At 72.5% G+C, this 15,062-nt stretch carries 8 protein-coding genes and 1 pseudogene; 8 read left to right on the top strand and 1 reads right to left on the bottom strand.

Annotated features, from left to right (window positions below; translation table 11 throughout):
• Window positions 1–214 precede the first annotated feature (214 nt).
• Window positions 215–3,469: a tetratricopeptide repeat protein gene (locus ACZ4VT_RS26630; RefSeq protein ID WP_467953289.1), complete on the bottom strand. Its 3,255-nt coding sequence runs from the start codon at window positions 3,467–3,469 to the stop codon at window positions 215–217.
• A gap of 147 nt (window positions 3,470–3,616) precedes the next feature.
• Here ACZ4VT_RS26630 and ACZ4VT_RS26635 point away from each other — a divergent pair, with 147 nt between their 5' ends.
• The 8 genes and pseudogenes from ACZ4VT_RS26635 (at window position 3,617) to ACZ4VT_RS26670 (ending at window position 14,950) form a co-directional block, all read left to right on the top strand.
• Complete coding sequence (locus ACZ4VT_RS26635; protein ID WP_467953291.1) at window positions 3,617–4,378, top strand: DUF4344 domain-containing metallopeptidase; 762 nt, start codon at window positions 3,617–3,619, stop codon at window positions 4,376–4,378.
• Between the two features lie 27 nt (window positions 4,379–4,405).
• Window positions 4,406–4,759 (top strand): annotated as a pseudogene (locus ACZ4VT_RS26640) (DUF255 domain-containing protein); the annotation flags it as partial.
• Window positions 4,760–5,033: 274 nt separating this feature from the next.
• The gene (locus ACZ4VT_RS26645; RefSeq protein ID WP_467953293.1) at window positions 5,034–7,088 is read left to right on the top strand and encodes a thioredoxin domain-containing protein; all 2,055 of its coding nucleotides are present in this window, start codon (window positions 5,034–5,036) and stop codon (window positions 7,086–7,088) included.
• A gap of 257 nt (window positions 7,089–7,345) precedes the next feature.
• Window positions 7,346–8,710, top strand: a complete 1,365-nt coding sequence (locus tag ACZ4VT_RS26650; protein WP_467953295.1) for a glycosyltransferase — start codon at window positions 7,346–7,348, stop codon at window positions 8,708–8,710.
• Window positions 8,707–10,449, top strand: a complete 1,743-nt coding sequence (locus tag ACZ4VT_RS26655; RefSeq protein ID WP_467953296.1) for an ArnT family glycosyltransferase — start codon at window positions 8,707–8,709, stop codon at window positions 10,447–10,449. Before ACZ4VT_RS26650 ends, ACZ4VT_RS26655 begins: the two co-directional genes overlap by 4 nt.
• Window positions 10,450–10,455: 6 nt before the next feature.
• Window positions 10,456–11,700 carry a glycosyltransferase gene (locus tag ACZ4VT_RS26660; RefSeq protein WP_467953298.1) on the top strand — a complete coding sequence of 415 codons (1,245 nt, stop codon included), beginning with the start codon at window positions 10,456–10,458 and terminating at the stop codon, window positions 11,698–11,700.
• 23 nt (window positions 11,701–11,723) lie between these two features.
• Entirely contained in the window at window positions 11,724–14,138 is a 2,415-nt protein-coding gene (locus tag ACZ4VT_RS26665) for a galactose oxidase-like domain-containing protein (protein WP_467953299.1), read from the top strand.
• Between the two features lie 287 nt (window positions 14,139–14,425).
• Window positions 14,426–14,950, top strand: a complete 525-nt coding sequence (locus ACZ4VT_RS26670) for a hypothetical protein (RefSeq protein ID WP_467953301.1) — start codon at window positions 14,426–14,428, stop codon at window positions 14,948–14,950.
• Window positions 14,951–15,062: the final 112 nt, after the last annotated feature.

The raw sequence follows: 15,062 nt of genomic DNA on the forward strand, positions 1-15,062 counted from the left end.
GCTGAATTCGTGCGGCGAGGCGGGTTCAAACCGGCCGGTTGGGCCGGGGGCGGGTGTGTGTCGGGGTGATCCCCGCAGGGCGCCGAACACAACAAGGCCGATCAATCCGACCCCCCGACACGTTCGGCGCCCGAGGAGACACCCCGGCGCGCACCCGACCCCGGCACAACCGGCCCCCCCGCACCCCGGCCCGAGCGGCGCAGCCGACCGGCGCTCACGCCGCCCGCGGGACGCCCATGATCTCGCGTGAGTGGAGGTTCGGGACGAGGCCGAGCCGCCATGCCTGCCAGCCCTCCGACGGGTCCACACCGCGCCCCAGGATCACCCCGTAGGTCTCCAGGCAGTCCTCCAGCCGGCCGTCCCGCGCCGGATGCGCCGACTGCGCCAGCCGGGCCAGCTCCGCCCGTGCCTCCTCCGGGGCGCCCGGCACCGCGTACGGCAGCATCGTGCACCGCAGGAAGCGGGCCCAGTCCTCCCCGCGCCGGTCCCCGTACGAGATGAACAGCCGCACCGCCTCCTCGCACAGACCCAGCGCCTGCGACAGCCGCCCGTTGCCCGCGTCGATCACCGCCAGCTCCAGGCACGTCCACGCCTCGCCGTGCGCCAGCCCGATCCGCCGGAAATCCGCCCGCGCGTCCACCAGCAGCTGACGGGCGAAGCCGGAGTTGCGCAGGTTGCCCGTCTGCGCCGCCCGCTGGTCGCGCGTCACCCGGCCCGAATGGTGGCGCGCGTGCGCCAGCCCGTACACGTCCCGCATCCGCGAGAACATCGTCCGCGCCCGCTCCAGCTCCCGTACCGCCTCGTCGCGGCCGCCGCCCACCTCCAGCGCCTGCCCCAGGTAGTACTGGGTCCACGCCTCGCCGCGCGCGTCCTCCGCCTCCCGGTGCCGGGCCAGCGCCTCCCGCAGCCGCTCCACCGCCGGCCCCGGATCCCCGGCCACCACCCGCGCCCGCCCCAGCTGGGTCAGCGCCCAGGCCTCGCCGCGGTCGTCGCGCGTACGCCCGTACAGGTCGAGGGCGAGCCGCAGCTCCTCCTCCGCCCGCCCCACGTCCCCGAACCGCAGGTGGACCTGCCCCAGCTGGAAGTGCGCCCACGCCTCGCCGTGCACGCTCTCGCTCTCCCGGTGCAGGGCCAGCGAGACCTCCAGCAGCCGCGTCGCCTCCGCCAGGTGCGCCAGGTCCCGCTCCACCGCCGCCAGCGCGTGCAGGCCCCAGGCCCGGTCGCCCGCCAGCTCCGCCGGCTCCTGGAGCACGAGCGCCTCACGGATGCGGGCCGCGGCCTCGGGAAGATTGCCCTGGTGGTGCAGGGTGATGCCGAGCGAGACCAGGGCCATCGCCGCCCCCGCCTCCTGATGGGCCTCCATGTACTGGTCCACCACCGACGTCAGCGTCGTGCGCGCCTTGTCCAGCTCGCCCAGCTGCCGCGCCGCGATACCCGTACGCCACTGGACCGACCGGACCAGCCGCCCCTGCTGCCCCGCCTGCCCTTCCAGCCCCTTCCGACCCGCCTCCACGGCCTGCGTGAGCTCGTCGATCTCGCCCAGCCGGTACAGGTCCCCGCGCAGCAGGCAGAAGTCGCACAGAGCGCCGAGCAGGTCGAGCACCGCCTGCTGGTCCACCCCCTCCGAATACCGCAGCGCCGCCGTGATGAAGCTCGACTCGTCGTCCAGCCAGCGCAGCGCCGCGTCCAGCGACACGAAGCCGTGGCCGCCGAACTGGTTCGCCCGCGTCGACATCTTCCCGTCGACCATCCGGATCACCGAGTCCGCGAGCTGCGCGTAGTTGCGGATCAGCCGTTCGTGCGCCGCCGCGGCCCCGGCCCGGTCCTCGTCCGCAGCCGACCGCCGCGCCGCGTACGCGCGCACCGCGTCGTGCATCCGGAACCGCTGGCCGCGCACCCGCTCGATCAGCCCGGCCTCCCACAGCTCCTCCAGCGTCCGCAGCGCCGCCTGCTCCGGTACGTCGGCCAGCGCGGCCGCCGCCGCACCGCCGAGGGAGGCCCGCCCGGCCAGGGGCAGGCGCCGCAGCAGCTGCCGCGCGGGCTCGGCGAGACGGGCGTCGGCGGCGCGCAGGGCGGCCTCCACCGGATGCGCGCCGTCCGCCGCGGGGACCGCGGCGCCGTCACGGACCAGCGGGGCCAGCATGCGCAGGGCGAGCGGGAGCCCGCCGCTGAGCTCCACCACGGCAGCGGCGGCACGGGCCCCGGTGCCGGCCTCGGCCCCGCCCGTCGCCTCGGCCCCCGCCCCGGCCGCTCCCACCAGCTCCGTCGCCTCGTCCGTCGCCAGCCGCTCCACCGGCAGCCGGTACACCCACGCCGCCAGGTCCGCGGGCAGCTCCAGCGGCTCCCGCGCCGTCACCAGCACCAGGCTCTCCGAACGCTCCGGAACCAGCATCCGCACCTGCGCCGCGTCCACCGCGTCGTCCAGCAGCACCGTCACCGGCAGCCCCTGCAGGTGCTGGTGGTACAGCTCGCCCAGGCGCCGTACCTGCTGCTCCGCCGAGGCACCCTCGCGGAAGAGCAACTGCTCGCGCGGCGCCCCCAGCCGGTTCATCAGGTGCAGCAGCGCCTCCCGCGTCGACAGCGGCGCCTCCCCGGGGTCCCCGCCCGTGGACCCGCCCCGCAGGTCCACCACGCAGGCGCCGCGGAACTGGTCCCGCAGCGCGTGCGCCGCCCGCAGCGCCAGCGCCGTACGGCCCGCTCCCGGCTCGCCGTGCAGCACCACGACCACCGGGCGGGTCTCCGTACTGGCCCGCGCCGCCTGCACCCACTGCGCGATCCGCGTCAGCTCGGCACGCCGGCCCACGAACGGCCCGGACGGCTCCGGGAGTTGCCCGAACGACTGCTCCAGCGCACTGCGCCGCCGGGCCTCCGCACTGCGGTCCGTACCGCGCAGCGGAGGGGCCAGGGCCGCGGGCCGGGCCACCGGCCGCGCCGCTCGCGCCGCCGCGGCCACCGCGCGCTGCTGCTCCAGGAAGGGGCGTATCCCGCGCACCTCCAGCGCCGACAGCCACTGCAGCCTCAGCTGCTCCGGCCCGCCGGGGCGGCCCAGTTCACCGGCCCGCCGGTTCGCGGCGGGCAGGTGCAGGGCCGTCACCTTCGCCACCGTCGCCACCGCCCCCGCGATGCCCACGACCGCGCCCACGGTCAGGGCCGTGCCGGCCGCGACGCCGAACGACAGGTCCGCCCCGACGGCGGCGGCCGCGGCGACCGCCGTCACGAGGGCCGCCGTCGAGGTGTTGCCGCGCCGGAAGGCCTCACCGAGCGACTCGTCCCCGGCCGCGGCCTCGTCCAGGGCCCGTACGTACGCCTCGTACTCGGGGGCCGCACTCGCGGCGAGCGCGTCCAGGGCCTCCTTGCCCCGCGCCAGCAGCGCCGCTCTGTCCACCGCCGCACCCGCCGCCTGCCGAGCCGCCTCGTCCACGGCCCGCCCCAGCAGCTGCTCGGCCTCACCTCGATGGCTGTCCCGCATCGGCATCCCCCTCAGAGAGCTCCGGTCGAGTCGATCCCCAAGTGTCGTGCGTGAGAGAGACGAACGCGAGGGAATCTGAGCGAGATCAGAGCTAACCAGAGTGAAAGAGAACGCAATTGATGAACATCAGGGGTCTACCCTGACCCGATGACCAGACGGTGGGGCACCCTGGCACTGTGCGCCGCCGCGCTGCTGCCGGTGACGACAGGATGCCTGTCGACGGAACCGGAGCCGCAACCGATGGACGGCTTCGCACTCCGCTACGAAGAACCGGCCGCCACGGACAGGCCCGCACACCGCTTCTTGCGGGACCGGGCCGTCGCCGCCCCCGTACTCGCGGACCTCAACGCCTACCTCGCCCTCCCCCACCCCGTCACCGTCGTCGCCCGCTCCTGCTCCGGCGAGGGCACCGGCTACGACCCCGCCACGCAGCGCATCGAGCTCTGCTACGACGACCTGGCCGAGGAACGCGCACTGTTCGAGCGGGCGGGCTCCCCCACGGCGGACGACCAACTCGCCGAGGTCGTACGCGAGACGCTCTACCACGAAGCCGGCCACGCCCTCGTGGACGCACTGGACCTCCCGGACAACGGGGCCCGCGCCGAGGAGGACGCCGCCGACGACTTCGCCCGGCTGATGCTGCTGCGCGGCCGCCCGGAGGGCGAGGAGACCCTCCTCACCGCCGCCCGCGCCTACGACCTCGCGGCAGCCGCCGACCCCGACCCCGACCCGGAAGACGAACACGCCCCGAACGCCACCCGCGCGGAAGCCCACCGCTGCGCCGTCCACGCCGAGGCCCCCACCCGCCACCCGCCCCTCGCCACCCCGGCCCGCGAGCCCTGCGCCACCACCTGGCCCCGCACCCGCGACACCTGGATCCGCGACCTGGCGCCGCTCCTGCGGCGGTGACCGGATCCCGTGCGGCAGGATGGGATCATGCCGAATCGCCTTGCGAACGAGACCTCGCCCTACCTGCTCCAGCATGCCGGCAATCCCGTCGACTGGTGGCCATGGTCGCCCGAGGCCTTTGCCGAGGCGCGGGAGCGCGGGGTGCCCGTCCTGCTGAGCGTCGGCTACAGCAGCTGCCACTGGTGCCATGTGATGGCGCACGAGTCCTTCGAGGACGAACTGGCCGCCGCCTACATGAACGAGCACTTCGTCAACATCAAGGTGGACCGCGAGGAGCGGCCCGATGTCGACGCCGTCTACATGGAGGCCGTGCAGGCCGCCACCGGGCAGGGCGGGTGGCCCATGACCGTCTTCCTCACCGCCGACGCCGAGCCGTTCTACTGAGGAGACCCTCCTCACCGCCGCCCGCGCCTACGACCTCGCGGCAGCCGCCGACCCCGACCCCGACCCGGAAGACGAACACGCCCCGAACGCCACCCGCGCGGAAGCCCACCGCTGCGCCGTCCACGCCGAGGCCCCCACCCGCCACCCGCCCCTCGCCACCCCGGCCCGCGAGCCCTGCGCCACCACCTGGCCCCGCACCCGCGACACCTGGATCCGCGACCTGGCGCCGCTCCTGCGGCGGTGACCGGATCCCGTGCGGCAGGATGGGATCATGCCGAATCGCCTTGCGAACGAGACCTCGCCCTACCTGCTCCAGCATGCCGGCAATCCCGTCGACTGGTGGCCGTGGTCGCCCGAGGCCTTTGCCGAGGCGCGGGAGCGCGGGGTGCCCGTCCTGCTGAGCGTCGGCTACAGCAGCTGCCACTGGTGCCATGTGATGGCGCACGAGTCCTTCGAGGACGAACTGGCCGCCGCCTACATGAACGAGCACTTCGTCAACATCAAGGTGGACCGCGAGGAGCGGCCCGATGTCGACGCCGTCTACATGGAGGCCGTGCAGGCCGCCACCGGGCAGGGCGGGTGGCCCATGACCGTCTTCCTCACCGCCGACGCCGAGCCGTTCTACTTCGGTACCTACTTCCCGCCCGAGCCCCGGCACGGGATGCCCTCCTTCATGCAGGTGCTCGAAGGGGTGCGGACCGCCTGGGTGGGGCGGCCCGAGGAGGTTGCCGAGGTCGCGCGGCGGATCGTACAGGACCTGGCCGGGCGCGAGTTGGACTACGGGAAGGCCGGCACCCCCGGGCCCGAGGAGCTCACGCAGGCGCTGCTCGGGCTGACGCGGGAGTACGACGCCGTGCGCGGCGGGTTCGGCGGGGCGCCGAAGTTCCCGCCGTCCATGGTGCTGGAGTTCCTGCTGCGCAACCACGCCCGAACCGGGTCCGAGGGTGCGCTGCAGATGGCCGCCGACACGTGCGAGGCCATGGCCCGGGGCGGTATCTACGACCAGCTCGGCGGCGGGTTCGCGCGGTACTCCGTGGACCGGGAGTGGGTCGTCCCGCACTTCGAGAAGATGCTCTACGACAACGCGCTGCTCTGCCGGGTCTACGCGCACCTCTGGCGGGCCACCGGCTCGGACCTCGCGCGCCGGGTCGCCCTGGAGACCGCCGACTTCATGGTCCGCGAACTGCGCACCGACCAGGGCGGTTACGCCTCCGCGCTCGACGCCGACAGTGAGGACCCGGCCAGCGGCGCGCACGTGGAGGGCGCGTACTACGCCTGGACGCCGGCGCAGTTGCGGGAGGTGCTGGGGGAGGACGACGGGGATCTGGCCGCCGCGTACTTCGGCGTGACGGAGGAGGGGACCTTCGAGCACGGGAAGTCCGTGCTGCAACTGCCCCAGGACGGGCCCGCGGTGGAGGCGGGCAGGCTCGCCGGCATCAAGGAGCGGCTGCTGGCCGCGCGGGGCGGCCGGCCGGCGCCCGGCCGCGATGACAAGATCGTCGCCGCGTGGAACGGGCTGGCGATCGCCGCGCTCGCCGAGTGCGGGGCGTACTTCGAGCGGCCGGACCTGGTGGAGCGGGCGACGGAGGCGGCCGATCTGCTGGTGCGCGTGCACATGGACGGCAAGGCCCGCCTCGCCCGGACCAGCAAGGCCGGTCAGGCCGGACCGAACGCGGGGGTGTTGGAGGACTACGGCGACGTCGCGGACGGCTTCCTCGCACTGGCGTCCGTGACGGGCGAGGGCGTCTGGCTGGAATTCGCCGGGTTCCTCGTCGATCTGGTCCTGGACCAGTTCACCGCCGAGGACGGGTCGCTGTACGACACGGCGCACGACGCCGAGCGGCTCATCCGGCGGCCGCAGGACCCGACCGACACGGCCGCCCCGTCGGGCTGGACGGCGGCCGCGGGCGCGCTGCTCTCGTACGCCGCGCACACCGGGTCGCAGGCTCACCGGACGGCGGCCGAGCGGGCGCTCGGGGTGGTGCACGCACTCGGTCCGCGCGTGCCGCGTTTCATCGGGCACGGGCTGTCGGTCGCCGAGGCGCTGCTGGACGGGCCGCGCGAGGTGGCGGTCGTCGGCCATCCGGAGGATCCCTCGTTCGCGGAGCTGCACCGGACGGCGTTGCTGGGGACGGCTCCTGGTGCGGTGGTGGCGGTGGGTCTGCCGCGTGCGGCGGACGGCAGCGGCGGTGAGTTCCCCCTTCTTGCCGAGCGCACACTCGTACGCGACCTTCCGACGGCGTATGTCTGTCGACATTTCGTCTGCGCGCGGCCTACGACGGATCCGATCGAGCTGGCGGAGCAGTTGGGCACGGTTCGTCCCTGAACAGGACGGAGTACCGTCAATTCCGGTTGTCATACATCAGTTCAGAAACGTGCCATTTATCTGCGCTGCTCCTGACTGTCATGTTCGCTGCCTAGTCTCGTGTCGTTGGTGAGTCACTCCGTTCGGGAGCCACCGGGATGGCGCACTGGGGGGTGCGCGCAAGGGGGAAGCGGGAGCAGCGGGCCGGGGGGCCCGCCGTGCGCTCCCGGGGGGTTTGCTGATCGCCGCCGGGGGGCGGCGGGTCTGTGGGGGACATTTTGTACACATCTGTGTTCATTGTTGTCATTTCGCTGGCGCTCTTCTGGATGGCCGCGTTCACGCTCTGGTGGCAGATGCACGCGTGGCGGACCCCCGAGGTGCTCGCCTCCACCCGCTTCGACCGTCCTGACGGGGAGGGCCGCCTGGCCTTCTCGCTGCTGCTGCCCGCCCGCCACGAGCAGGCGGTGCTGGAGCACACCATCGACCGGCTCCTGGAGTCGAGCCACACCGACTACGAGATCATCGTGATCGTCGGGCACGACGACCCCGAGACCGCCGCCGTCGCCGAACGGGCCGCCGCCCGCGAGCCGGCCCGCGTACGGGTCGTCGTCGACCACCACGAGACGAAGAACAAGCCGAAGGCCCTCAACACCGCCCTGCCGTCCTGCCGCGGCGACATCGTCGGGGTCTTCGACGCCGAGGACCAGGTCCACCCCGAGCTGCTCGCCCACGTCGACCACGCCTTCCGCTCCACCGGCGCCGACGTGGTCCAGGGCGGGGTCCAGCTCATCAACTTCCACTCCAGCTGGTACAGCCTGCGCAACTGCCTGGAGTACTTCTTCTGGTTCCGCTCCCGGCTGCACCTGCACGCCGAGAAGGGGTTCATCCCCCTGGGCGGCAACACCGTCTTCGTCCGCACCGAGGTGCTGCGCGAGGCGGGCGGCTGGGACCAGGACTGCCTCGCCGAGGACTGCGATCTCGGGGTGCGGCTGTCGTCGGTCGGCAAGAAGGTGGTCGTCGCGTACGACTCCGACATGGTCACCCGCGAGGAGACGCCCGGCTCGCTGGTCAGCCTGCTCAAGCAGCGCACCCGCTGGAACCAGGGGTTCCTCCAGGTGTACCGGAAGAAGGACTGGCAGCAGCTGCCGGGGCGCGGTCAGCGCTGGCTGGCCCGCTACACGCTGATGACGCCGTTCATGCAGGCCGCGTCGGGTGTGATCATCCCGCTCAACTTCGCCGTCGCGGTCTTCCTCGACGTACCGGTGGGCATCGCGATCATCACCTTCCTCCCCATGATCACGGCGATGGTGACCTTCGTCTTCGAGATCGTCGGCCTGCACGACTTCGGCCGGCAGTACGGCCTGCGCGTCCGCTTCGTGCACTACGTCAAGCTCGTCGTCGGCGGCCCGTTCTACCAGGTGATGCTCGCGGGCGCGGCGATCCGCGCGGTCTGGCGCGAGCAGCGCGGCCGCAACGAGTGGGAGCTGACGAGCCACACCGGCGCCCACCTGACGGGCGCGACAGGCACCACCGCGACAGGCACCACCGCGACCGCCGCCACCGCAGTCCCCGCCGCAGTCCCCGCCGCAGTCTCCGCCTCCGCGTCCGCCTCCGCCGCGATCCGAGAGGACAGCCGCCAGTGACCGCCACGCTGCCCACGGCCACTGATCCCCAGCCCGAGACCGAGACCCTCACCGTCCCCGCCCCGCGCAGCCCCGCCGGGGGACTCGGCGTCCGCCCCGCCGCCCCCGTCCGACCGCTCGTGCGGTTCCGCTCCTCCCGCCCCGACCTGCTGCTGTGCGGGGCGCTGCTGCTCGTGATCCTGCTCGTCCAGGGCTGGAACATCACCCACTTCCCGACGCTGAGCGACGACGAGGGCACCTACCTCGCCCAGGCGTGGGCCGTCCAGCAGGGCGACGGCCTCGCCCACTACACGTACTGGTACGACCATCCGCCGCTCGGCTGGATCCAGGTCGCGGGCCTGACGTACCTGCCGTCCCTCTTCGTGCCCGACTCGATGACCGTGGCGTCGATGCGCTTCGCGATGCTCGCCGTCTCCGCCGCCTCCGCCGTGCTGATGTACGTCCTCGCGCGCCGGCTGTGGCTGCCGCGCTGGGCGGCCGGGCTGGCGATGGCGCTCTTCGGGCTGTCCCCGCTCTCCGTCGTCCTCCAGCGCGAGATCTTCCTCGACAACCTCGCCGTGATGTGGATGCTGCTGGCCTTCTGCCTCGCCGCGTCGCCGAGCCGGCACCTGTGGCACCACTTCGGGTCCGGGCTGGCGGCCGCCACCGCCGTCCTGACGAAGGAGACGATGCTGGTGGTGCTGCCGGCGCTGCTGGTGACGATGTGGCGCCACAGTCACCGCGACACCCGCAAGTTCGCCGTCACCGGAGCCGTCACCGCCTGCGCGCTGATCGGGCTCTCGTACCCGCTGTACGCCCTCCTCAACAGCGAGCTGCTGCCCGGCTCCGGGCACGTCTCGCTGATCGACGGCATCACCTACCAGATGAGCCGCCCGGGTTCCGGCTTCATCCTCGACGCCGGGACCGGCTCGAACGGCGTGCTGCGGTCCTGGCTGTACTACGACACCGTCCTGCCGCTCGGCGGCCTGGCCGGCGCCGTCCTGCTGCTGGCCACCTACCGCTGGTCCGTCACCGCCCGGGCGCTCGCCGGCCCGGCGCTCGCCGCCGTCATCCTCGCCGCCGTCGCGATGCGGCCCTCCGGCTACCTCCCGGCGATGTACGTGATCCAGGCGCTGCCGTTCCTCGCGCTCGTCCTCGCCGGGGGCGCGGCGAGCGTCACGCACGCCGTGCTGCGCCGCCGGCGCGGCCCGGGGGAGCGCAGGGCGCAGGTGTGGGTGCGCTGGGCGGTGCTCGGCGTGCTCGCCGCGTGCGCCGCGGTGTACGTGCTGCCGCGCTGGTACGACGGCAACCGCACCGCGCTCACCGTCGACGCGAACGCCCCGTACCGGCAGGCCGCGGCCTGGCTCGGCAGCGAGGTCGAGGATCCGGCGCGGACCCGGGTGCTGCTCGACGACGCGCTGTGGCTGGACGCCGTGCACCACGGCTTCGAGCCGGGCCCGGGCGCCATCTGGTTCTACAAGGCCGACCTCGACCCCGCCGTCACCAAGACCCTGCCGCGCGGCTGGCAGGACATCGACTACGTGGTCTCCTCGCCCACGGTGCGCCGCGACGCGGTGGACCTGCCCACGGTGAAGGCCGCGCTGGAGCATTCGAGCGTGGTGGCCGTCTTCGGGTCGGGCGAGGACCGCATCGAGATCCGCCGGACCGACAGGACCGACAGGACCGCCGGGACCGGCAGCGCCGCCGGGACCGACCGCGCCGCCGGGACCGACCGCGCCGACCGCACGAGTGGGAGCTGAGTCACCATGAGCGAGGACCTGTGGTCCCTCCCTGCCCCGATCGATGCGGAGCTTGCCGCTCCGCAGGCCCTGACCGGCAGCGTCACCCTCATCGTCCCCACCTTCAACGAGTCCGGGAACGTGGCCGAGTTGCTGCGCCGGCTCGGTGACGCGCTCCCCGACCACCTGCCCTGCGCCGTGCTGTTCGTGGACGACTCCACGGACGACACCCCCGCCGCGATCGAGAAGGCCGCCACCGACCATCCGTTCCCGGTCTCCGTCCTGCACCGGGAGGTGGCCGAGGGCGGCCTCGGCGGCGCCGTCGTCGAGGGAGTGCTGGCCATGGGCGAAGAGTGGTCGGACACCGACTGGATCGTCGTCATGGACGCCGACCTCCAGCACCCGCCCCACCTGGTGCCCGAGCTCGTCGGCGAGGGTGAGCGCACCGGCGCGGACCTGGTCGTCGCCTCCCGCTACATCGCCGGCGGCAGCCGGGCCGGACTCGCCGGGAGCTACCGGATCGCCGTCTCCCGCGGGGCGACCTGGCTGACCAAGGGCCTCTTCCCGCGGGCGCTGCGCGGGATCAGCGATCCGATGAGCGGCTTCTTCGCGATGCGCCGCTCGGCCGTCACCGCGGACGCGCTGAAGCCGCTCGGCTACAAGATCCTGCTGGAGCTGGCGGTGCGCTGCCGTCCGCGCAAGGTCGCCGAGGTGCCGTTCGTCTTCCAGGACCGCTTCTCGGGGGAGTCCAAGTCCACCGCCCGCGAGGGCATGCGCTTCCTCGCGCACCTCGCCGCGCTGCGCTCCGCGACCCCGCTGGCCCGCATGATCGGTTTCGGGCTGATCGGGCTCTCCGGTTTCGTCCCGAACCTGGCCGCGCTCTGGCTGCTCACGCACGCCGGGATGCACTACCTCCCCGCCGAGATCGTCGCCAACCAGGCGGGGGTGCTGTGGAACTTCCTCCTCATCGAGACCCTGCTCTTCCGTGACCGGCGCCGGCACCGCCACTGGGCGGACCGGGTGGGGCGCTTCGCCCTGCTGGCCAATGCCGATCTGCTGTTGCGCATCCCGTTGATCGCGGTGTTCGTCGCGCGGTTCGGGATGGAGGTGCTGCCGGCCACCGCTCTCGCGCTGGTCACCACCTTCGTCCTGCGGTTCGCGGCCACCGAGGCCCTGGTCTATCTGCCGCGCACGTCACGTACGTCACGTACGTCGCGCCGTTCGCGTACCTCCGGCGCCCCGCCCAAGGCGGGCCGCCACTCCAGGAGTTGAGCCGCACAGAAGGGATCCTTTCCATGCGTCTGACGATCCGACGGCGAGCAGGGCGGCGGGCCGCCCTGCTCGCCGTCGGGGCGATGACCGCGGGCCTGCTGCTCACCGCACCGCAGCAGGCCACGGCCGGTCCGCCCAATCTGCTCTCCAATCCCGGCTTCGAGACGGCCGGCCCGGCCGGCGCCGACATGCCGTCCTGTTGGTCCAGGTCCGGCTGGGGCGACAACGACTTCACCTTCGCCACCGTGGCCGAGGCGCACACCGGAACCAAGGCGATGAAGGTCTCCCTCACGCGCCGCGTGGACGGCGACCGCAAGGCCCTGGTCACCGAGAACAGCACGTGCGCCCCGACCGTCACCCCGGGGAAGCAGTACGACCTGTCCGCCTGGTACAAGTCGGACACCCCGGACGTGTCGGTGACGGTGTTCCGCCGCGACACGACGGCCGGCTGGCAGTACTGGACCGACCTGCAGAATCCGCCCGTCAGTGCCGGCTGGGCGCGTACGGAGGTCCGTACGCCGGCCGTTCCGCCCAACACCGACAAGATCGCGTGGGGGCTGTCGGTCTACGGGGTGGGCACGCTCACCACCGACGACTACGCGCTGGAGGAGGTGGGCGCGCCGCCGCCGCAGCCGGTCTGCTCGGGTACGGCGGAGGAGTGCGCCAAGGGCAAGTGGGAGGTGATCCCGGCCAAGAACCCGGTGCGTTCGATGCACGCCGTCGTGCTGAAGAACGGCAAGGTGCTGCTGATCGCGGGTTCGGGCAACGACATCGCCCAGTTCAACGCGGGCACCTTCACCTCGGCCGTCTACAACCCGGCGAACGGCACCTTCAAGACGATCCCGACGCCGGTGGACATGTTCTGCGCGGGCCACGTGCAGCTGGCGGACGGCCGGGTGCTGGTGATGAGCGGCAACAAGGGGTACCCGTCCGCCGACGGCACGATCGGCTACCAGGGGCTGAAGGACAGCTACGTCTTCGATCCGGCGACCGAGGCCTACGCGAAGACGAACGACATGAACGGCGGGCACTGGTACCCGTCGGCGACGGTCCTCGGCAACGGTGACGTGATCTCCTTCGGCGGGCTGAAGGAGGACTCCACCGGCAACGTGACCGCGGAGAAGTTCTCGGCGGCGCAGAACAAGTGGCTCCCGATGAACGAGGTCAACCAGACCTGGTCGTACTGGGGCCTGTACCCGTCGATGATCCTCATGCAGGACGGGCGGCTGTTCTACTCGGGCAGCCACACCTTCGGCAACGGCACCCCGGGCACCGGCGCCTCGATCTACGACTACGGCGCCAACACCATCACCGACGTGCCGGGCCTGCGGAACAAGGACCAGCGCGACGAGTCGGCGAGCGTGCTGCTGCCCCCGGCGCAGGACCAGCGGGTCCTGACCATCGGCGGCGGCAACAACGAGACCAACCCGGCCGCGAACCGGATCACCGACATCATCGACCTGAAGAAGCCGAGCCCCGGCTACACGGCCGGCCCGGACCTCCCGCAGGGACTGGTCGACACGGGTACGGGCAAGCGGCCGCAGACCGGCGCCGAGGGCAAGATGTACGTGTCCGCGGTGCTGCTCCCGGACGGCAAGGTGCTGGAGACCGGCGGCGGGCTGCACGACCGGGCCGACCCGGTCTTCGAGGCCTCCTTCTTCGACCCGACGACCAACACCTACCAGCCGGGCCTCGCCACCGACCCGATCCCGCGGACCTACCACTCGGCGTCGTTCCTGATGCCGGACGGCCGGGTCATGTCGGTCGGCGACAACCCGGGCAACGGCACCTACAACCACAACGTGTCGATCTACACCCCGCCGTACCTGTTCAAGGGCGCCCGCCCGCAGATCACCTCGGTGATCGACACGCAGTGGGTGTACGGGGACACGCAGCGGATCACCGTCAACCGCCCGGTCGCCAAGGCGGAGCTGATCCGTCCGGCCGCGGTCACCCACTCCTCGGACCCCAACCAGCGGTTCGTGGACCTGCCGATGACCGTCGACGGGAACACCATCGACCTCAACGTGACGAGCAACCCCAACCTGGCTCCGCCCGGCTGGTACATGCTCTTCGCGGTCGACGCGAACGGCGTCCCGTCCATCGCCACCTGGGTGCACCTGGGCGGTCCGTCGGCCCTGGCGGCCACCCAGGAACAGCCGTCCGCGCACGAGCACTCCTTCGCGGACAAGCTCGGGCCGGCCAAGCAGAACCCGGCCAAGCGGGACTCCGTACCGGTCGCGCCCGGCGTGGCCGGCTGCGACCGGCACTACGGGACGGTCAACGTGTGCGTGCCGACCCGCTTCCCGGCCGAGGTGAAGGAGACGTCCAAGGCCCGCTGTGACTGGCTGGCCTCCCACAAGTACCCGAAGCGGCTGAAGGTCAACGGCAGCGACCCGCTGCGCCTCGACCCCGACCGCGACGGCCACGCCTGCTGAACGCAGCGGGTAGGGGCCCGGCCGCGCTTCCCGCTTCCACGGGGCGCGGGCGGCCAAGCGGCTCGGCGACGCCCACGAGTGGGGCGAGACGTGCACGCGGTACAAGTGTGATACCGGGAAGGACCAGCACAACAACTGGATCGCGAGGCAGTTCGCGTCGAATTCCTGGAACGCCTACGTCATGTGGCGCTGGTACCTGCGTGGAACGTTGTTCATCAACCTCTTCTACGTCGGGGCTTACTACTACCGACGAGGCTGGCCGGCGGGATGAGTAAGGTGGTTGCTCCGTGAACGCTACGGATTCCGGCATGCGCGGCTCGACGAAGCTGCTCGTCGGCGCAGCGTGCGCCGTGGCACTCGCCTTGGCGGGCGGTGGGCTGTACTGGGCCGCCACGCTGCTGATCGGTGCCGAAGGGCAGTGTGACGAGCCCAAGGGCGTGGCTCGCCTGGCGCAGGTCTCGGCCGTCGCCGTTCCGCCGGCACCGGCCGGGGCGGCCCCCGTCCCGGGCGGGAGCGGGGCCGAGTGCCTGGACGACAGCGGCACCGAAGTCTGGCTGGTCGCCGACACGTACTACACCTACGACGGCGATCCCGAGAAGGTGGTCGACCACTACTGGGCCGCGGCTCCGGCCGCGGGCTGGAAAGCCACCGGGTCACGCCCGAAGCTCACCCCCGGCATCCCGCTCGCCGACATGTGCTTTCGCAAGGAAGTGGACGGGAATCCGACCCTGCTCAGGGTCTCGTACTCCGCGGTCAAGGAGTACTTCGTGTCCGTGAACGCGGTCCTGGACGGATCCCGTCCGGACTGCTGACCGCCGCCTGTCGGCATGGGGGGGGGGAAGGGGGGGGGGGGGGGAGGGGGGGGGGGACCTGGGTTGCTTACTTTTCGCAATCCCCTCCGAGCGCGCCTCTATTCCCCCCCCC

The sequence above is a fragment of the Streptomyces sp. NPDC029164 genome (assembly GCF_055563995.1).

Bases quoted from the DNA above. Each gene is read 5' to 3' on its own strand.
- ACZ4VT_RS26635 (WP_467953291.1), top strand. From the start codon at position 3,617: ATGACCAGACGGTGGGGCACCCTGGCACTGTGCGCCGCCGCGCTGCTG.
- ACZ4VT_RS26645 (WP_467953293.1), top strand. From the start codon at position 5,034: ATGCCGAATCGCCTTGCGAACGAGACCTCGCCCTACCTGCTCCAGCAT.
- ACZ4VT_RS26630 (WP_467953289.1), bottom strand. From the start codon at position 3,469: ATGCGGGACAGCCATCGAGGTGAGGCCGAGCAGCTGCTGGGGCGGGCC.
- ACZ4VT_RS26665 (WP_467953299.1), top strand. From the start codon at position 11,724: ATGCGTCTGACGATCCGACGGCGAGCAGGGCGGCGGGCCGCCCTGCTC.
- ACZ4VT_RS26660 (WP_467953298.1), top strand. From the start codon at position 10,456: ATGAGCGAGGACCTGTGGTCCCTCCCTGCCCCGATCGATGCGGAGCTT.